This is a genomic window from Jiangella asiatica (assembly GCF_004349065.1).
Taxonomy (GTDB): domain Bacteria; phylum Actinomycetota; class Actinomycetes; order Jiangellales; family Jiangellaceae; genus Jiangella; species Jiangella asiatica.
On sequence record NZ_SMKZ01000017.1, the window covers coordinates 38,014 to 57,164 of the forward strand.

Consider the following 19,151-nt stretch of genomic DNA (forward strand, 5'->3'; position numbering starts at 1 on the left):
AATTCATGCCACTCGGGAGGGTCAGGTGCGTACCACGCTCGCGATCGACGACGAACTGCTCGCCGAAGCCGCGCGTTTGACCGGCAAGACGGAGAAGACGGCGCTCGTCCGGGAAGGGCTGACGGCTCTGATCGAGCGCGAGAGCGCTCGGCGACTCGCGCGGCTCGGCTCCACCGAGCCCGATCTCGAAGACATTCCCCGGCGGCGTGGGTCCGCGCCGTGATCCTGGTCGACACGTCGATCTGGATCGATCATCTTCGCGATCGCGACGACGCCCTCGTCGAGCTACTCGTGTCGGGCCGGGTCTTGTGCCACCCGTGCGTCATCGGCGAGCTCGCCCTGGGCAACCTCAGGCATCGCGACGAGGTCTTGCGGTTGCTTCACGGATTGCCCAGGGCGACGGTTGCCACTGATGGTGAGGTCTTGACGCTGGTCGGCCGGGAGTCGCTCCATGGGCGGGGCATCGGCTACGTCGATGCCCACGTGGTGGCGTCGGCGAGGCTGACCGCACACGCAACCCTCTGGACCCGTGACAAGTGCCTGTCTGGTGTGGCGTCGCAGCTCGGTGTCGGCGCCGGGCCCGACCTCAGCTGACGAGACGGAACGCACTGGTCATGACGGCGGAAGCGTCGGCCCACGAGGGGAGTGCGTCGATCTCGATGATGGTGCGGCGGAGAGGTTCGGTGTCGTACAGTTCGACCCGCCAGCCGTTGCTGCCGTGGTCGAGGATCCCCCGGATCACGCTCGGTCCCTTCTTGTGACTTGGGTCGTTGGGGTGTTGCCACCGTGAATTCTGTCACTTTCAGACCGGCATGTCGCATCGAAATCGGCCGTGTCGAGCAAGATCAGCCGTTCGGCTCATGCCGGATCGTCCGGATCATCCCGCCGGGGCGGTGCGCCCGTCCCGGCGGGATGACCGGGTCCGCGAGCCTCATCCGGCCAGTGGGCTGCCGGTCTCCAGCAAGCTCTTGAGGTCGCTGAGCGTCCACGCGTGCCCGCCGCCGGCGCCCTCGGCCTCCAGGTCGCCGCGGGTCATCGCGGCCAGCTTCGGCGCGCCGGCGAGCTCGTGCGTCACCGTCAGCGAGCAGGACCCGCCGTCCGGTGCCCGCCTGATCTCGTGCGTGATGCGGGTGAATCCCTCATCGGCCATCTCCGGGTCCATGAGCATCCGGAACGTGGTGACCAGCTTGTGCGGTGGGTCGGCCTCGATGACCTCGCCGTCGATGATGACGTCGGGGCACGGATAGCCCTGCGCCTCGGCCTCGGCCTTGAACTGCGGCGTCGGGCGGACCTGATAGGCGCCGCCCGGGCGCAGGTCGTAGTCGGCGAGGCCGGTGTAGCCGTAGCGCTTGGTCCACTCCGGCTTGGTGATCGCGTCCCAGATCGCCTCCGGGGTGGCCTTGATGTAGATGCGGTAGACCTGCGTGGTGGTCTCGGTGAGAGTGGTCATGATCCGTTCTCCAGTTCGTCCTTGAGGTCGATCAGTGCTGACGTGTGGTGCTCGGTGTACTTGTCGATCCACCGGTCGTGGATCTGTTGGATCGGCACCGGGTTCAGGAAGTGGAATTTCTCCCGGCCCGACCGGCGGGTGACGACGAGGTTCGCGTCCTCCAACACCCGGAGGTGCTTCATCACCCCGTAGCGGGTCATCTCCAGCTCGGACTCCAGCTCGGTGAGCGTGCGGCCGTCACGCGCGAACAGCAGATCGAGCAGGAACCGGCGAGTCGGGTCGGCCAGTGCCTTGAACACCCTGTCGTCGGTCATGGCTGAAACAATAGGTGACCAAATGGTCACATGTCAACGCCTGACTGCCCTGGACCTTGTCGGGCGGCACTGGGTGGGGCGGGAGGTGGTTTGATGTATGCTGTGCTGTATGTCGGCCACCAGGACCCAGATCTACCTCACAGCGGAGCAGCGCACGCGCATCGACGAGGTGGTCCGTGCCGAGGGCGTGACTCTCGCCGAGGTGGTTCGCCGTGCGCTCGACGCGTACCTCGATCGGGAGCTGGTGGTGTCGGAGGCCGTCCTGGCGTCCACGTTCGGAGCTGATCCGGATGCCACGTATCCCGATCGTGACGAGTGGGACCGTGGCTGACGTCCTAGTCGACACCGACATCTTCATCGATCACCTGCGCGGCGCGGCGGCGCTGGCGCCGGGCAAGCACCGTCTGCACTACTCCGTGGTGACTCGCGCGGAGCTGTTCGCCGGCTCCTCGGCCACAGACGCCGTCTCCCGGTTGCTCTCGCCGTTCCGCGAGGTGCTCGTCACTCGAGACGTCGCGGAGCGAGCCGGACGGATTCGGCGGGAGTGCGGTGTCCGCCTACCGGATGCGCTGATCGCGGCGACGGCGTTGGAGCACGGGCTTACCGTCGCAACCCGAAATCGCGGCGATTTCGAGAAGGTCAGAGGCGTGCGGATCCGGGCCCTTCGCTGATCGCCCGGGCGCGGCTCAGAGCGCGCCGACGTCGGTGATGGTGACGACCGGGTGGCCGGCGGCGTTGGACTCGGCGAGGTCGACGGCGGCGGTGAAGCCCCAGTCGTGGTCGCCGGCGGGGTCGTCGAGGATCTGCCGGACCGCCCAGCGGTCCGGATGCTCGGTGACGATGAGCAGTGCGCCGCTGCGGGCGTCGGGGCCGATGCCGATGTCGGCGTGCTCGTCGAAGTAGGGCTCGAGTGCGTCGGCCCAGGCGTTGGCGTCCCAGCCGCTGTCGGAGTCGAGCGAACCAAGCGCCGGCCAGTCTCGCCGGGCGGCCAGCTCCACCCGGCGGAACAGCGTGTTGCGGATGCCCACCAGGAAGGCCCGGCGGTTCTCGGTGATCGGTCGCGGCGTGTTCTCCACGGGAGCGGCGCCCGCACCCACGCCGTCGACGGCGACCGGGTTGCGCAGCGCCTCCCACTCGTCGAGCAGGCTGGAGTCGACCTGCCGGACCAGCTCGCCGAGCCACTCGATGAGGTCGGCGACGTCGTCGGTGCGGGTCTCCTCGGGAACGGTCTGGCGCAGTGCGCGGTAGGCGTCGGCCAGGTAGCGGAGCACCAGGCCCTCGGAGCGCGCCAGGCTGTAGAACGCGACGTACTCGCCGAAGGACATGGCGCGTTCGTACAGGTCACGGGCGACGGACTTGGGCGACAGCTCGTGGTCGGCGACCCACGGGTGGCTCTGGCGGTAGATCTCGTACGCCGCGGCCAGCAACTCCTCCAGCGGCTTGGGGTGGGTGACGTCCTCGAGCAGCTCCATGCGCTCGTCGTACTCGATGCCGTCGGCCTTCATCGCGGCGATGGCCTCGCCGCGGGCCTTGTGCTGCTGCGCGGACAGCACCTGCCGCGGGTCGTCGAGCGTGGCCTCGACGACGGAGAGGACGTCCGGCGCGTGCGTCGGCGACTCGGGGTCGAGCAGGTCGAACGCCGCCAGCGCGAACGGTGACAGCGGTTGGTTGAGCGCGAAGTCCGGCTGCAGGTCGACGGTGAGACGCACCGTCCGCCCGGTCTCGTCGGGCGGGTCGAGCCGTTCGACGACGTCGGCGGCGAGCAGAGCCCGGTAGATGGCGATGGCGCCGCTCACGTGCGCGCGAATGCGCGACGACGGCTCGTGGCTGTCGGTGAGCAGCTTGCGCATGGCGGCGAACGCGTCGCCGGGGCGGCTGATGACGCCGAGCACCATCGCGTGGCTGACCTCGAAGCTGGAGCTCAGCGGCTCGGGATCGGCCGCGATGAGCCGCTGCATGGTGGACTCGCCCCAAGAGACGAAGCCCTCCGGCGGCTTTTTGCGCACGACCCGCCGCCGCTTCTTCGGGTCGTCGCCGGCCTTGGCCAGCGCCCGCTCGTTCTCGATCTCGTGCTCCGGCGCCTGGACGATGACCTCGCCGAGCGTGTCGTACCCGGCCCGGCCGGCGCGTCCGGCGATCTGGTGGAATTCCCGTGCCGACAGCTGTCGCATGCGGACGCCGTCGTACTTGGTCAGGCCGGAGAAGACGACGGTGCGGATGGGGACGTTGATGCCGACGCCCAGGGTGTCGGTGCCGCACACCACCTTGAGCAGCCCGGCCTGGGTGAGCCGCTCCACCAGCCGGCGGTACTTCGGCAGCATGCCGGCGTGGTGGACGCCGATGCCGTGGCGCACCAGCCGCGACAGCACCTTGCCGAACCCGGAGCTGAACCGGAAGCCGCCGATCTCGTCGGCGATCCGATCACGCTGGGCCCGGCTGGCGACGTTGACGCTGACCAGCGCCTGGGCCCGCTCGATCGCCGCGGCCTGGGTGAAGTGGACCACGTAGACCGGCGCGCGGTGCGTCGACAGCAGCTCGGCCAGCAGCTCGTGCGTCGGCTCGCGCGAGTACGAGTAGGTCAGCGGTACGGGGCGCTGGCTGGACATGACGACGGCGACCTCGCGCCCCGTCCGCCGCATCAGGTCCTTCTCGAAGAAGGCGACGTCGCCGAGGGTGGCCGACATGAGCAGGAACTGGGCGTTCGTCAGCTCCAGCAGCGGAACCTGCCAGGCCCAGCCGCGCTGCGGGTCGGCATAGAAGTGGAACTCGTCCATGACCACCTGGCCGACGTCGGCAGCGGCGCCGTCGCGCAGGGCGATGTTGGCCAGGATCTCCGCGGTGCAGCAGATGATCGGCGCACTCGGGTTGACGCTGGAGTCGCCGGTCATCATGCCGACGTTCTCGGGCCCGAAGATGTCGATGAGTGCGAAGAACTTCTCCGACACCAGCGCCTTGAGAGGCGCGGTGTAGAACGTGCGCCGTCCGTCGGCCAGCGCGGCGAAGTGGGCGGCGACGGCGACCATGCTCTTGCCGGAGCCGGTGGGGGTGCTGAGGATGACGTGCGAGCCGGAGACCAGCTCGATCAGCGCCTCCTGCTGGGCGGGGTAGAGGTCGAAGCCCCGCTCGCCCGCCCAGGTGGTGAATGTGTCGTAGAGGGCGTCCGGATCGGGGTCAGCGGCGTTCAGGTAGCTCGTCAACTGGCTGGGTTCCGGCACGGTCACCGAGCCTACGGTCGCCGGTCAGGAACAGCCAGCCGACGCCGAGCAGCAGGACGGTGATGCCGGCGGCGTTGAGGAACGTCCGGCCGTAGCCGAGCTCGCCGACGTCGATGAACGGGTACGGATACCAGTCGACGACCTCGCCCCGGACCAGCGTGTACACCAGCCACACCACCGGCAAGGTCAGGCTGAGCAGCAGGACGCGCCGGTCGAAGCGCGGCCACGGCCCGAACAGCGCCCAGCCGATGACCGCCAGCAGCGGCGACAGATAGTGGAAGCCGATGTTGGTGAGCATCGCGATGCCCTCCAGGTCGACGATCGGCCGCAGCAGCGTCACGTAGACGACGCCGGTGACGCCGATCGCGATCAGGCCGGTGATGCGCAGCACCCGGAAGAACGCGCCGTCGTGCCGCGGATCCAGGGCGAGCACGGCGGCTCCGGCGATGACCAGCAGGTTGCTCTGCACCGTGAAGTAGCTGAAGAAGTTCGCCACCCGCAGCGACGTCGACGGCGGCTCGTCGCCGTCGTGCACGAGGACGTTGGTGCCGTCGATGACCAGGACAAGTTGCACGACGACGGCGGCCAGCGGGATCAGCGCCGTCACGACGTGCCACCAACGGGCCGCCGCCGGGTCCGACCGCCACGCTCGCATGCCCGGAGCGTAGCGGGGAACAGGGCGGCCCGGCCGGAGGTTGGACCGATCATGCATGGTGAGTACAAGGTGCCTGGCGGGAAGCTCGTGGTCGTCGACGTCGAGGTTGTCGACGGAGTGCTGCGCGACGTCCGGGTCAGCGGCGACTTCTTCCTCGAGCCCGACGACGCGTTGGAGCGGATCGACGCCGCGCTCACCGGCGCATCCGCGGAGGCCACCGCGGCGCAGCTGAGCGCCCGGGTCGAGTCGGTGCTCGGCGACGGCGTCGTCATGCTCGGCTTCTCCGCCGACGCGGTCGCGGTCGCCGTCCGGCGGGCGCTGGCCGGGGCCACGTCGTGGACCGATCACGAGTGGCACCTCCTGCACGAGGGCCCGCAGGCACCGGTGCTGCAGATGGCACTGGACGAGGTGCTGGCCGAGCAGGTCGGCGCGGGGGAGCGGCCGCCCACGCTGCGGGTGTGGGAGTGGGCGTCGAACTCGGTCATCATCGGCAGCTTCCAGTCGCTGCGCAACGAGGTCGACCTCGAGGGCGCGGCGAAGCACGACGTCACGGTCGTGCGGCGCATCTCCGGCGGCGGCGCCATGTTCGTCGAGCCCGGCAACACCATCACCTACTCGCTGTACGTTCCGGAGTCGCTGGTGAGCGGGCTGTCGTTCGTCGACTCGTACGCGTTCCTCGACGAGTGGGTGGTCGCGGCGCTGCGCGAGCTGGGCATCGGAGCCACGTACCAGCCGATCAACGACATCACCTCGCCGGCGGGCAAGATCGCCGGCGCGGCGCAGAAGCGGCTGGCCGGCGGCGTCGTGCTGCACCACGTGACCATGGCCTACGACATCGACGCGTCGAAGATGCTCGAGGTGCTGCGCATCGGCCGCGAGAAGCTCTCGGACAAGGGCACGAAGAGCGCCAACAAGCGTGTCGACCCGCTGCGGTCGCAGACCGGCCTGCCCCGCGCCGACGTCATCGACCGCATGGTGGCGACGTTCCGGTCCCGGTACGGCCTGGTCGACGACACCCTGGACGACAAGACGTTGCGGCTGGCCGAGGACCTGGTGGCGTCGAAGTTCGGTACCCATGAGTGGCTCGCCCGCGTCCCGTGATCATCACCGGGTCGGGTCCCCTACGGGTGTAGCAGCTCTCCGTCGATCACCGTGAGGAGGCGGTCGCGCAGCCGCGCGGCCTCTGCGGCGAAGGCGCGCTGGCGCTCGACGTACTGGCGCTTGCCCTCGGTGGTCTCGATGCGCACCGGCTCGTAGCCCAGGCCGGACAGGTCGTACGGCGAGGCGCGCATGTCGAGCTCGCGGATGCGCGCGGCCAGCTCGAACGCGTCGGCCACCAGCTCGCTCGGCACCAGTGGCGTCAGCTTGTACGCGTGCCTGTACAGATCCATGTTGGCGTGCAGGCAGCCTGGCTGCTCCAGCGCCGGTTGCAGCTCGCGGGTCGGCGTCAGAGCGTTGCGCGGGCGGGCATCGGCGGTGAAGAAGCGAAACGCGTCGAAGTGCGAGCAGCGGAGCTGGTGCGCCTCGACGACGGCGTCCGTGCCGGCGTGGCCCAGGCGCAGCTGATAGGCCTCGTGCCGGACGTCGCCGGGGCGGGTCCGGTAGACCATCGCCCACTCATGCAGCCCGAAGCAGCCCGTGTGCGCCGGCCGGGCCGCCGTCGCCGCGAGCAGCTCGCGGACCCACTCGACGGTGCCGCGGCGGCGCCGCACCAACCGCGGCCCGACGCGGACCCCGTCGGGACCCTCGACGTAGCCGGACCAGTCCTTGTGCGGAGCCGCACCCTGGAGGGTCACGCCGACGCCCGGGTGCCAACGACGCAGGTGCGACGGCTTGTGGCTGTAATAGGTGAAGAGGAAGTCGTGGACGGGGTGCCCTCGACCGGCGCGGCGCCGCTCCAGGTGCGCGCCGACCAGAGCGTCCACGCGGGCCTGGTGCGCCGCAGCCCGCGCTTTCCACTCCTCCTCGGCCAGGATCACACCTCCCAGCGTAGAAGGAGCGTCCCCATGATCATCAACCGCCGGCGACGTCATAGAGTCGCCAACCGTTGATGATCATGGGGACGGCTGGCAGGCGGTCAGGTACGCAGGGCGGCGACGACGTCGATCTCGACCAGGATGCCGAGCAGCTGCGACCCGACGGTGGTGCGAACCGGGTACGGCTCGTCGAAGAACTCCAGGTACGCGGCGTTGTAGGCGGCGAAGTCGCGCTCGATGTGCTGCAGGTGCGCCGTGGTCTTGACGACATCGGAGAAGTCGAGGTCGTGCGCGGCCAGGATGGTGCCGAGGTTGCGCAGCACCTGCCGGGTCTGCTCGCCCACGTCGTCGGCGACGAGGCCCGTCTCAGGGTCCTGCGGGCCGAACCCGGCGGTGTACAGGAAGCCGTTCGCCACGGCCGCGTGGCTGTAGGCGCCGCCCGGCGCGGGCGCGCCGGGGACGGTGGAGAATTCTGGCATCGTCACCTCAGTTCGTCGATGGCCTGCTGGGCGCCGGGGTGCAGCGGGATCGGGTCGGTCTGGTCGGCCAGCTCCAGGTCGATGTCGGCCGCCGCGGCGTGCACGTCGGTCAGCCGGTCCACATTCTCGTAGACCAGTGTGGTCAGCGCGCACGCGGTGCCGTCGTCGAGATCGTCGCGGACCAGCAGCACGTTGGGGACGACAACGGTCGGCACGGCCGCGTCCGTCCCGTACGTCTCGGCCGGGATCTCGCCCTCGGCGTAGACCGGGTTGATCTCCTGCAGCTGCGGCAGCAGCGGCGTGATGTCGATGAACTGGATCTCGTCGCCCATGGACGTGAACAGGTCGGTCATCGCCGCGGTGGGTAGGCCGCCGGACCACACCAGCCCGTCGATCGAGCCGTCCTTCATGCCATCCACGGTCTTGGTGAGGTCCAGCCGCTGCGCCTGCACGTCGCTGGCCGGGTCCAGGCCGGCCGCCTCCAGCAGCCGGTTGGCGATCACCTCGGTGCCGGAGTTCGGCGACCCGGTCGAGATGGTCATGCCGGCCATGTCCTCAACGGAGCTGATGCCGGAGTCGGTGCGCACCACGACCTGCGTGTAGTTCGGGTAGATCCGGCCCAGCGCGCTCACCGGCTGCGGCTCCTCGAACGCCGCGTTGCCTTCGATGGCGTCGGCGGCTGTGTCGGCCAGCGAGAACGCGATGTCGTAGTCGCCGGCGACCAGCTGCTGGATGTTCTGAACCGACGCGCCGGTCTCAGCCGCGGTCGCGGAGATGTCGGTCTCGTCGCCGATCAGCTGCGCCAGGCCGCCGCCGAGCACGTAGTAGACGCCGGTCGAGTTGCCGGTGGCGATGGTCATGCGCCCCGAACCGGCCTCGCACGAGCCGGCGTTGCCGCCGTCGCCGTCGTCGGCGGGTTCGGTCGTCTGCCGCCCACCGCAGGCGGACACGGCCAAGCCGGTCGCGAGGAGGGCCACCGCCAGGCGGGTGAATGCTGCTGTTCTCATGTCGGCGTTTCCTCTCGGGTGCGGGGCGGTACGGCCTGGCTCCGGGCGAGGGCCAGGTGGACGACGACGGCGAGGGCGAGCACGCCGGCGCCCAGCGTGATCGACACCGGGTTCAGGTAGAGCAGGAGGGCGGCGGCGACGGCGCACAGCGCGCGCTCCGGTGGGCCGGCCCGGCGGACCAGCCAGCCGCCGGCCGTCGCGGCCAGCGCCGCGACTGCGACCGCCGACACCGCGACCGTCCACACGACGTCGCCGGCCGGGCGTTCCAGCAACAGCGCCGAGCCCTCGTCGGTCAGCACGAACGCCATGGGCACCAGGAACGCGGGCAGCGCGTACTTGCACGCCTGCCACATGGTCGCGATGACCCGGCCACCGGTGATGGCCGACGACGCGACCGCCGCCAGCGCCGTCGGCGGCGACACCTCCGACAGCACCGAGTAGTAGAAGATGAACATCGCGACGGCTGGCGCGGCCACGCCGAGGTCCAGCAGCGCCGGCCCGATGATCACCCAGCTGATGATGAACGACGCGGTGACCGGGACCGCCAGGCCCAGGATGAGGATCGCGATCGCGGCGAAGACGGCGCTGAGGATCAGCACGGCCGAAGCGTTGTCGGTCAGCGCGGACGCCGCGTCGACCAGCATGTCCGACAGCACCTGGCCGAGCCCGGTCTTGGTGATGGTCGAGACGATGATGCCGGCGGCCGCGCACACCGCGGCCACCGGGAGCACCGAGCGGACCCCGCCGGACAACGAGTCGTAGACGACGCGGGCGGTGTGCACGGCGACGCCGGCGACATCGCGCCCGCGGCTGCTGATCACCGCGTCGAGCACGCCGAACCCGAGCGCGACGACGGTGGCGTAGACGACGGCGCGGAACGGCGTCATCCCGACGGCCAGGAACACCACGATGATGCCCAGCGACAGGAAGTGGTACCCGGACCGGGCCAGCAGCCGCCACGGGTCCTTGCGCTCGAGGTCGACGGCGCGCACCCCGGACTTGCGGGCGTCGATCTCGATGGCCAGGAAGATCCCGAGGTAGTAGAGCAACGTCGGCACCAGCGCCCAGACCAGCACGTTCAGGTACGACGTGCCCAGGTACTCGGCGATGATGAAGGCGGCCGCGCCGAGCGTCGGCGGGGACAGGATGGCGCCGATGCCCGACGCGGCCAGCATGCCGCCGGCGTTCTCGCGGGGATACCCGGCCCGCTTCAACACCGGCCACGTCACCGCGCCGAGGCCCACCGCCGTCGCCGTCCCCGACCCCGACACCGTGCCGAGCAGGAAGCCGGACAGCGCCACCGTCCGCCCCGGCGCGGTGCGCGAGCGGCGGAAAAGCGAGAAGCTGAGGTCGATGAAGAACTGCCCGGCACCGGTGCGGTCCAGCACCGCGCCGTAGATCGTGAACAAGACGATGTACGTGGCACACACGTCCAGCGGCACGCCGTAGAAGCCGGTGGGGTCGTTGTAGAGCGCGTTGATGATCTGGTCGAAGTCGATGCCCGCATGGCTGCCCGGCAGGTCGGTCGGCAAGAACCCGCCGTAGTAGGCGTAGAGGACGAACGCGACGCAGACACCGGGCAGGATCCAGCCGGTGGTCCGCCGGGTCGCCTCGATGACCAGGACCAGCACGATCGAGCCCATGACCACGTCCACCCCGGTCAGCGACCCCTGCCGGTCGAGGAACGCGTCGAAGCCGCCCCCGGACTCGCCGAGGGCCACGGGGAGGAGCGGGTAGAGGCAGGCGACCAGGGCCAGGACCGCCAGCGCCCAGTCCAACGGGCCGGGGTTGTCAGCGCGACGGATGTCGCCCTCGGCGTTAAGACGGGGGTCGACGGCGGCGGGCCGCGCACCGTCGTCGTCGGGCCGCACAAGCCGGGTGACCGGCCGATAGCAGAGGAACACCAGCGGCAGCACGAACGCGAGGAAGAGCATCAGGTAGTACTGGTTGCCCTCGCTGAGCGGCGAGAACACCTGACGCAGCACGAACAGCGCGACGCCGAAGCACAGGATGCCGACCGTGAGCGCGACCCGGCCCGACAGCCGTCGGGCGGGCAGCTCCTCGTCGTACCGCGCCATCAGCTCGCTGACGTCGGCGACCGGATCGGCGACCGGTCGCGCGGCGGGCTCACCGGCCGTGTGCCGCGGCGTCGAGGCGTCGGTCATGGCCTATGACCCTAGGTGTGCGCGGCACTCATGGCTAGTGGCTCCGGAGGGCCGGCCGCGGTCGGGATACGCTCACGGTCGTGCGTATCGCGAGGTTCACCACGGGGGACGATCCCCGCTTCGGCGCCGTCGGGCAGGACGAGAGTGGCGAGACCGTCCTCGCCGTCCTGGAGGGCGACCCGCTCTATCGTTCGATCCAGCTCACCGGCGAGCGGTTGTCGCTGCCCGACGTGCGCCTGCTCGCGCCCGTCATCCCGCGCAGCAAGATCATCGGGGTGGGGCGCAACTACGCCGATCACGCCGCCGAGCTCGGCAACGAGCCGCCGCCGGAGCCGCTGCTGTTCCTGAAGCCCAACACGTCCGTCATCGGGCCGGACGAGCCGATCGTGCTGCCCGAGCAGTCCAGCGACGTGCACCACGAGGCCGAGCTCGCCGTCGTCATCGGCCGCATCGCGAAGACCGTGCCGCGCGACCGGGTCAGCGACGTGATCTTCGGCTACACCTGTGCCAACGACGTCACCGCGCGCGACCTGCAGAAGCGCGACAACCAGTGGGCTCGGGCCAAGGGCTTCGACACGTTCTGCCCGCTGGGTCCGTGGATCGAGACCGACCTCGACCCCGCTGACCTGGCGGTGCGCTGCCGGGTCAACGGCGACGAGCGTCAGGCCGGACGCACGTCACAGCTGATCTTCGACGTCGCGACCCTTGTCGAGTACATCAGCGCGGCGTTCACGTTGCTCCCGGGCGACGTCATCCTCACCGGGACCCCGGCCGGCGTGGGCCCGATCGCGGCCGGCGACCACGTCGCCGTCACCGTAGAGGGCATCGGTGCGCTGACCAACCCGGTGGTCGCGGCGGAGTGATCACGACCAGGACCGGGTACCCTGCGGCATGCGCGCGTTGCGGCGCGTTGCCGATGAACGACTCATGAGGTTCAAGGTGATCTGTTGTGACTGACGGCTCCGGCTCGTCGGACGCTTTCGTGCTCGGTGACGTCGCGCCTGGCGACGTCCGGGTGCGCTACTCCCCGTCGCCGACGGGCAACCCGCACGTGGGCGTCATCCGCACCGCCCTCTACAACTCCGCGTTCGCACGCCACTTCGGCGGCACGTTCGTGTTCCGCATCGAGGACACCGACGCCGCCCGCGACAGCGAGGAGTCCTACGAGGCGATGCTCGAGGCGATGCGCTGGCTCGGCCTCAGCTGGGACGAGGGTCCTGACGTGGGCGGGCCGTACGAGCCGTACCGGCAGTCGCTGCGGCACGAGATCTACACCGATGTCGCCGGCACGCTGCTCGAGACGGGCCAGGCATACCACTGCTACTGCACGCCGGAGGAGCTCGACGAGCGCCGCGAAGCCGCCCGCGCCGCCGGCAAGCCCAGCGGCTACGACGGACGCTGCCGCACGCTGACGCAGTCGCAGATCGAGGCCTACCGGGACGAGGGCCGGCAGCCGGTGCTGCGCCTGCGAATGCCCGACGAGGCGGTCACGTTCGTCGACCTCATCCGCGGTGAGATCACCGTCGACCAGTTCAACCTCTTCGACTACGTGCTCGTCCGCGCCAACGGCCAGCCGCTGTACCCGCTGGTCAACCCGGTGGACGACGCCCTCATGGGCATCACCCACGTGCTGCGCGGTGAGGACCTGCTCTCGTCGACGCCGCGCCAGCTGGTGCTGCACCGGGCGCTGCGCGAGATCGGTGTCGCGTCCGGCCCGCTGCCGCGGTTCGCGCATCTGCCGCTGGTCACCGGCGAGGGCAACCGCAAGCTGTCCAAGCGCGACCCGGAGTCGTCGCTGGCGCTGTACCGCGAGCGCGGGTTCCTGCCCGAAGGACTGCTGAACTACCTGGCGCTGCTCGGCTGGTCCATCGGCGAGGACCGCGAGGTGTTCTCCCTGGAGGAGATGGCCGAAGCGTTCGACGTCACCCGGGTCAACTCCAACGCCGCACGGTTCGACCTGAGGAAGGCCGAGGCCATCAACGGCGCCTGGTTGCGGCGGTTGTCGCCGGACGACCTGGCCGCCCGGATGGTCCCGTACCTGCAGGCCGCCGGCGTGTTGCCCGCTTCGGTGCCCGACGAGGCGATGGAGCTGCTGCGGGCCGCGACGCCGCTGGTCCAGGAGCGGATGACGGCCCTCGACGAAGCCGTCGGCATGCTTGGTTTCCTGTTCGCACGCGGCGTCGTGCCGTTCGACGAGGACGCGGTCGTCAAGGTCCTGACGGCTGGTGCCCGCCCAGCGCTCGCGGCCGCCCGCGACGGACTCGCTGCGCTGGAGAAGTGGAACACCGAGGCCATCGAGTCGACCCTACGCTCGGCCCTGGTCGACGGTCTGGGCCTGAAGCCGAAGCACGCCTTCGGCCCGGTCCGGGTGGCCGTGACCGGCCGCCGGGTCTCGCCGCCGCTGTTCGAGTCCCTGGAGCTCCTCGGCCGCGAGCGCACCCTGGCGCGCCTGGACGCCGCCCTCGGCCGCACCTCCGCCTGACCCCCGCCGGATTCCCCCTCGCCGCCCTCTCCGGGGGCTCCCGAATGATCACGTTCAGCACGAGATCCCGTGTCGCACCATGCTTGCAGTCCTCGTGATGCGCGAGAACACCTCGTGATGTGACCGAGGTGGCGTGATGGAGTTGGCGGAGCGGCTGCGCTGACCGTGCCTCTACCGCGTGGTGCTCCCGCGGTGAGGGCTGCGTCGCTGCGGCTATGCGCGGGATGACTCCGGCCGGTCGCCGGGATCGGTCGCTGGCCATCACCAGGGGATCTCGCGCGTCACCATGCTTGTGAGCCTGGTGTGACACGAGATCTCGTGCTGAACGTGATCATTCGGAGTCACGGTGGGGAAACGGGCCATTGACAGGTTCGTCACATTGCCCCTAGTCTCAGCAATCGATTTCTCAGCCGTCCGAACACCCCGCGGAGGACGCGATGGGCATCGACCTGACCACCACCCCCGATTCCGCCGCGGAGTGTTGCGGCGGCGCGGCCTGTGATCCCGGCGAGATGAGCCGGCGCTCGTTCATCGCGCTCTCGGCGGTGGGCGCGGCCAGCACCGGCGCCGCCCTGGGACTCTGGCCGAACAGCGCCAACGCCACGATGAACACCCGCGCCGTCCCGGCCACCACCGCGCTCGACCGGCGCTGGCTGGACAGCATCGCCGCCCGCGGCACGGCGACGGAGTACACCGGTCAGGCACTGAGTCGCATCGGGATGCCGGTGGGCGGTGCGTGCACGGGCCAGGTCTACCTCGCAGGTGACGGCCGGACGTGGTTGTGGGACGTCTTCAACGCCGACAGTTTCCGGTACGGCGGCGACGACTGGCAGGGCCTGCACTACGCGGACCCGATCGAGCTCGACCCGTTCATCACCACCGGCTTCGCGCTGCGCTGGACCGCCGACGACGGCACCACGCGGACCCGGAGCATCGACAGCGACGGCTTCGGCGACGTGCGGTTCCGTGGGCGTTACCCGATCGGCCACGTGGAGCTGCGCGACGACGACTGCCCGCTGGAGGTGGACCTCGACGCGTTCTCGCCGTTCGTGCCGACGAATGTCGCCGACTCCTCGCTGCCGGCCACGGTCTTCGAATACACGCTGCGCAACCGGTCGGACCGGACGGTGAGCGCGCAGCTCCTCGGCGTCGCGGAGAACCCGGTCTGTATCGACAGCCGGCGCACCCAGCCCATCCTGCTCGAGACCGGTCCGCTCACCTCCCATGCCGACGCCGCCGGCCTGCTCCACAGCGCCGCCACCTACGACGGCCCGCAGCCCGAGCGCCCGGACATCGTCTTCGAGGACTGGGAGCGCGACACCTACGCGCCGTGGACGGCCACCGGCACCGCGTTCGGCGCCGGGCCGGTCACCGTCGACGAGCTGCCCGGTTACATGCTGAACGGCGGGTCCCTCGGCGTCAGCGGGGACCGCTTCGTCACGTCGCACCACTTCCGCGACGGCGAGGACGTCTTCGAGGCCGACACCCACCAGGGCCGGCTGACCAGCGCGGAGTTCACCATCGAGCGGTCCAGCATCCTGGTACGCGTGGGCGGGGGCAACCACGCCGGCGCCACCTGCCTGAACGTCGTCGTCGACGGCGCCGTGGTCGCCTCCGCGACCGGTGCGAACGAGGAGCGGCTGCGCACGTACTGGCTGGACCTCTCCGGGCATCAGGGCAGCACCGCCACGATCGAGATCGTCGACACCGTCACCGGCGGGTGGGGCCACGTCAACGTCGATCGCATCGTGTTCAGCGACCGGCCGGCGCCGCGCCCGGACGTCGTCATCGAGGACTGGGAGCGCACCACCTACGCGCCGTGGACGGCCACCGGCACCGCGTTCGGCTCCGGCCCGGTCACCGAAGCAGAGGCGCCGGCGTACTTCCGCCGCGAGGGCCCGCTGAACGTCAACGGCCAACGCTTCGTCACCTCGCACAACTGGCGCGACGGCGGTCCGCCCGCCGACGACCACGAGGGCACGCTGACCAGCGCGCCGTTCACCATCGAGCGCCGCTACCTGGCGGCGAACATCGCCGGCGGCAATCGGGTGGACGCGGGCCTGAAGGTCGTCGTCGACGGCGAGGTGGTCGCCCGGCTGACCGGCCACAACTCCGAGGTGATGCGGGCGAAGGCCATCGACGTCAGCGCCTACCAGGGCCGCACCGCCGTCATCGAGCTGCACGACGAGGGCATCGGCGGCTGGGCGCACGTCAACTGCGACCGCATCTGGCTGTCCGACGTCCCGATCAACGAGCGGCCGCTGGAGGAGCTGCCCGACGGCGGCACGTTCGGCCTGGCGGTGTTCGGCCGCCCGGACGCGACGGTGCGGCCGTCGATCGCCGACTGGTCCGGTCCCGAGGCGTGGTTCGACTCCGCCGACGGACCGCTGGAGGTCGATGGCGGCAGCGGCACGCTCGCCGGCACGGTCACCGTCCCGCTGGAGCTCGCGCCGGGGGCGAAACAGACCGTCAGGTATGCCCTGGCCTGGCACTTCACGAAGGTCGGTACGCGCTTCGGCTACATCGCCGGTGCCGCGGCGCTGCGCCGGCACTACGGCGAGGTCTACGCCGACGCGGGCGCCGTCGTCGCCGATCTGGCCGAGCGCGGCGACGAGCTGGCCGCGGCCACACACACGTTCGCGAGGACCTGGTACGACGACGCCACGCTGCCGGTGTGGTTCCTCGAGCGCACGCTGATCCCGGCGTCCACCGTCGCCACCGGCACCTGCCTGCGCTTCCACGACGGGCGGTTCTACGCGTGGGAGGGCATCTACTGCTGCGACGGCACCTGCACACACGTGTGGAACTACGCCCAGTCGATCGGCCGGCTCTTCCCCGAGCTGGAACGCGACGCGCGCGAGCGGGTCGACTACGGCATCGCCTTCCACGAGGACACCGGCGCCATCGACTACCGCGGCGAGGCGCACCGCCGGGTCGCGCACGACGGCCAGTGCGGCAACATCCTGCGCACCTACCGCGAACACCAGATGTCCGCCGACGGCGCCTTCCTCGGCCGCATCTGGCCGCGAGTGAAGGCGGCCACCGAGCACCTGATCAGGCACGACGGCGCGGGCGACGGCGGCAGCCCGGACGGCGTGATCGAGGACGAGCAGTACAACACGCTGGACGCCTCGTGGTACGGCGAGATCCCGTGGATCACCGGCCTCTACGTCGCGGCGCTTCGGGCCGCCGCGGAGATGGCCGACGACGTCGGCGACACCGCGTTCGCCGCCCGGTGCCGGGCACTCGCCGACGCCGGCAGCGCCCACCTGGACGGCGCGCTCTGGAACGACACCTACGGCTACTACGAGCACGTCGTCGACCCGGAGCACACCGACGCCACCAACTCCAACCGCGGCTGCCACATCGACCAGATGTTCGGGCAGACCTATGCCCACCAGCTCGGACTGCCCCGCGTGTTCTCCGAACGGAACGCGCTGACAGCGTTACAAAGCCTGGTCCGCAACAACTACCTGCCCGACGCGCAGTCCTACCAGGACGAGTCCGGCATCGTCGGCGGGCGCACGTACAGCACCGAGGGCGAGGCCGGCACCGTCATGTGCACCTGGCCCTTCGGCGGCGCCGACACCGCGCCCGGCAACGGCGACCCCGGCCTCGTCGCCTACTTCAACGAGGTCTGGACCGGCCAGGAGTACCAGCTCGCCGCGCAACTGTTCGCCGAGGGCATGGTCGACGAGGCGCTGGCGGTCACCCGCGCGGTGCACGACCGCTACACCGCGGAGAAGCGCAACCCGTACAACGAGATCGAGTGCTCCGACCACTATGCGCGGGCCATGATGAGCCACGCGGTCTACCTGGCCGCCACCGGTTACGAGTACCACGGCCCGCGCGGGCACCTGGGCTTCGCGCCGCGGCTGGGCGACCTCGACGACGTCGCGGCCGCGTTCACCGTCGCCGAGGGCTGGGGTCTCTACCGCCAGCAGCGCACCGAGACGCGGCAGCGCAGCGAGGTCGACGTCCGCTACGGCCGGCTGCGGTTGCGGACGTTCGCGACGCAGGTCCCGGAGCGGCCCGGCAACCGGCAGGTGGTCGTCGAGGTGGTCACCGACCGGCGGCGCCGCCGGCTGGACGTCGCCGATGTCGCCGTCTCCAGGTCGCGGGTGCTGGTCACGCTGGCCGCCGACGCCGAGCTGACCACGGCCGACACGCTGGTGGTGACGGTCGTATGAGCGGCGCTGTGCGTCGGGCCCGGTTCGTGGCGCTCAGCGGGTTCCTGGGCGCCGGCAAGACGACGACCCTCGGGGCGCTGGCCCGGCTGCTGGAGACCCGTGGCCGGCGCGTCGCGGTCATCACCAACGACCAGGGCGAGCAGCTGGTGGACACCCGGGTCGCCGCGGTGAGCAGCGGCGACGTCGCGGAGGTGACGGGCGGCTGCTTCTGCTGCCGGTTCGAGGACCTCGAGACGGTGGTGACGGCGGCGATCGAGCACGGCGCCGACACGATCCTCGCCGAGGCGGTGGGCAGCTGCACCGACCTGCAGGCGACGGTGGTCCGGCCGCTGCGCCGGCGCTTCGGCGACGGGTTCGCGGTGGCGCCGCTGGTGGCCGTCGTCGACCCGCTGCGCCACGCCCAGCTGGGCCGGTCGCTGGCGCTGCGCGACGAGCGGTCGGACCTGGCCTATCTGTACGACCGCCAGCTGGCCGACGCGGACGTCGTCGCCGTGAACAAGATCGACGCAGCGCCCGGCGGCGAGGTCGACCGCACCCGCGACGACCTGCGGCGACGGTATCCGTACGCGCGGGTCCTGGAGTACTCGGCGACGACGGGGGAGGGCCTGGCCGCGCTGGCGGACCTGCTGGCCGGCGACGGCGACGGTGATCGAGCGAGCGGAGACGCGGCCCCGGCAGCGCGGGACTTGGAGATCGACTACGACCGTTACGCCGCCGCCGAGGCCGAGCTGGCCTGGCTGAACCACACGGTGCGGCTGGAACCGGCCGGCACGGCGCCGGTCCCGCCGGCCCGGTGGGGCGAGGCGGCGCTGGCTCACCTCGGTGCGGCGGCGGCCCGGCGGGGCTGGACCGTCGGGCACGCGAAGGTGGCCATCGAGACGGCCGGGCGGATCACGAAGCTGAGCCTGGTCGACGCCGTCCGTCCGCCGATCGCCGACCTCGACGCCGGCACGCACGCCGCCACGCACGCCGCCACGCACGCCGCCACTCATGGCGCGACGGCCGTGCTCAACGCCCGGATCGCGTGCGGTCCGCGGGAGCTGGACGCCGCCGTCGCAGCCGCGGTCGCCGCCGCGGACGGCGCCACCGGCACGGTCTCCACCTCGGACGCCGGGCCGCCGGCGTCGTTCGCACCGTCGTTCCCGACCCCGACCCACCGCCTTCCATCGGCGATCGACAAGGCCTAGCCGCCCACTCCAGGGGCAGCAGGTCCCTGGT

At 70.8% G+C, this 19,151-nt stretch carries 18 protein-coding genes; 9 read left to right on the forward strand and 9 right to left on the reverse strand.

All coding sequences use genetic code 11. The features are described 5' to 3' along the window. Positions 1 to 25 precede the first annotated feature (25 nt). Complete coding sequence (locus E1269_RS13550) at positions 26 to 223, forward strand: type II toxin-antitoxin system VapB family antitoxin (protein WP_131895307.1); 198 nt, start codon at positions 26 to 28, stop codon at positions 221 to 223. Beyond that, complete coding sequence (locus tag E1269_RS13555) at positions 220 to 594, forward strand: type II toxin-antitoxin system VapC family toxin (protein WP_131895309.1); 375 nt, start codon at positions 220 to 222, stop codon at positions 592 to 594. The genes E1269_RS13550 and E1269_RS13555 overlap by 4 nt, the downstream gene beginning before the upstream one ends. Here E1269_RS13555 and E1269_RS32235 read toward each other — a convergent pair. From E1269_RS32235 to E1269_RS13565, 3 genes are all read right to left on the reverse strand, one after another. Continuing rightward, positions 587 to 742, reverse strand: coding sequence for a hypothetical protein (locus E1269_RS32235; RefSeq protein WP_162606400.1), 156 nt, complete (start codon positions 740 to 742; stop codon positions 587 to 589). The genes E1269_RS13555 and E1269_RS32235 overlap by 8 nt on opposite strands. A 189-nt stretch (positions 743 to 931) precedes the next feature. After that, positions 932 to 1,450, reverse strand: a complete 519-nt coding sequence (locus E1269_RS13560; protein WP_131895311.1) for an SRPBCC domain-containing protein — start codon at positions 1,448 to 1,450, stop codon at positions 932 to 934. Further along, complete coding sequence (locus E1269_RS13565) at positions 1,447 to 1,764, reverse strand: ArsR/SmtB family transcription factor (protein ID WP_131895313.1); 318 nt, start codon at positions 1,762 to 1,764, stop codon at positions 1,447 to 1,449. The genes E1269_RS13560 and E1269_RS13565 overlap by 4 nt, the downstream gene beginning before the upstream one ends. A 109-nt stretch (positions 1,765 to 1,873) precedes the next feature. Between E1269_RS13565 and E1269_RS13570 the strand changes: the two genes are divergently transcribed. Together E1269_RS13570 and E1269_RS13575 are read left to right on the forward strand one after the other, a co-directional pair. Further along, positions 1,874 to 2,095: a ribbon-helix-helix domain-containing protein gene (locus E1269_RS13570; protein ID WP_162606401.1), complete on the forward strand. Its 222-nt coding sequence runs from the start codon at positions 1,874 to 1,876 to the stop codon at positions 2,093 to 2,095. Continuing rightward, positions 2,088 to 2,435, forward strand: a complete 348-nt coding sequence (locus E1269_RS13575; protein WP_162606402.1) for a type II toxin-antitoxin system VapC family toxin — start codon at positions 2,088 to 2,090, stop codon at positions 2,433 to 2,435. Before E1269_RS13570 ends, E1269_RS13575 begins: the two co-directional genes overlap by 8 nt. 15 nt (positions 2,436 to 2,450) lie before the next feature. On the opposite strand, the gene E1269_RS13580 is transcribed toward E1269_RS13575, so the two are convergent. Further along, positions 2,451 to 4,985, reverse strand: a complete 2,535-nt coding sequence (locus tag E1269_RS13580) for a DEAD/DEAH box helicase (protein WP_203433504.1) — start codon at positions 4,983 to 4,985, stop codon at positions 2,451 to 2,453. Beyond that, the gene (locus tag E1269_RS13585; RefSeq protein ID WP_131895319.1) at positions 4,936 to 5,634 is read right to left on the reverse strand and encodes a Pr6Pr family membrane protein; all 699 of its coding nucleotides are present in this window, start codon (positions 5,632 to 5,634) and stop codon (positions 4,936 to 4,938) included. The genes E1269_RS13580 and E1269_RS13585 overlap by 50 nt, the downstream gene beginning before the upstream one ends. 51 nt (positions 5,635 to 5,685) lie before the next feature. On the opposite strand from E1269_RS13585, the gene E1269_RS13590 reads away from it, so the two are divergent. Beyond that, complete coding sequence (locus E1269_RS13590) at positions 5,686 to 6,735, forward strand: lipoate-protein ligase LplAB (RefSeq protein WP_131895321.1); 1,050 nt, start codon at positions 5,686 to 5,688, stop codon at positions 6,733 to 6,735. 20 nt (positions 6,736 to 6,755) lie between these two features. On the opposite strand, the gene E1269_RS13595 is transcribed toward E1269_RS13590, so the two are convergent. Genes E1269_RS13595 through E1269_RS13610 form a run of 4 tightly spaced genes read right to left on the reverse strand, consistent with a single transcriptional unit; the run spans position 6,756 to position 11,261 of the window. Then, positions 6,756 to 7,667, reverse strand: coding sequence for a 3-methyladenine DNA glycosylase (locus E1269_RS13595; RefSeq protein ID WP_420810634.1), 912 nt, complete (start codon positions 7,665 to 7,667; stop codon positions 6,756 to 6,758). A 44-nt stretch (positions 7,668 to 7,711) separates the two neighbouring features. After that, entirely contained in the window at positions 7,712 to 8,089 is a 378-nt protein-coding gene (locus E1269_RS13600) for a RidA family protein (RefSeq protein WP_131895456.1), read from the reverse strand. A gap of 2 nt (positions 8,090 to 8,091) precedes the next feature. After that, positions 8,092 to 9,096 carry a TAXI family TRAP transporter solute-binding subunit gene (locus tag E1269_RS13605; protein WP_131895323.1) on the reverse strand — a complete coding sequence of 335 codons (1,005 nt, stop codon included), beginning with the start codon at positions 9,094 to 9,096 and terminating at the stop codon, positions 8,092 to 8,094. Then, positions 9,093 to 11,261: a TRAP transporter permease gene (locus E1269_RS13610; protein WP_131895325.1), complete on the reverse strand. Its 2,169-nt coding sequence runs from the start codon at positions 11,259 to 11,261 to the stop codon at positions 9,093 to 9,095. The genes E1269_RS13605 and E1269_RS13610 overlap by 4 nt, the downstream gene beginning before the upstream one ends. Before the next feature lie 80 nt (positions 11,262 to 11,341). On the opposite strand from E1269_RS13610, the gene E1269_RS13615 reads away from it, so the two are divergent. From E1269_RS13615 to E1269_RS13630, 4 genes are all read left to right on the forward strand, one after another. Continuing rightward, positions 11,342 to 12,124: a fumarylacetoacetate hydrolase family protein gene (locus tag E1269_RS13615; RefSeq protein ID WP_131895327.1), complete on the forward strand. Its 783-nt coding sequence runs from the start codon at positions 11,342 to 11,344 to the stop codon at positions 12,122 to 12,124. A gap of 86 nt (positions 12,125 to 12,210) precedes the next feature. Next, a complete protein-coding gene (gltX, locus tag E1269_RS13620) occupies positions 12,211 to 13,743 on the forward strand; it encodes a glutamate--tRNA ligase (protein ID WP_131895329.1) in 1,533 nt (510 codons plus the stop codon). Positions 13,744 to 14,180: 437 nt separating this feature from the next. Next, positions 14,181 to 17,933 carry a GH116 family glycosyl hydrolase gene (locus tag E1269_RS13625; RefSeq protein ID WP_131895331.1) on the forward strand — a complete coding sequence of 1,251 codons (3,753 nt, stop codon included), beginning with the start codon at positions 14,181 to 14,183 and terminating at the stop codon, positions 17,931 to 17,933. Beyond that, the gene (locus E1269_RS13630) at positions 17,930 to 19,120 is read left to right on the forward strand and encodes a GTP-binding protein (RefSeq protein WP_131895333.1); all 1,191 of its coding nucleotides are present in this window, start codon (positions 17,930 to 17,932) and stop codon (positions 19,118 to 19,120) included. The genes E1269_RS13625 and E1269_RS13630 overlap by 4 nt, the downstream gene beginning before the upstream one ends. Positions 19,121 to 19,151 lie beyond the last annotated feature (31 nt).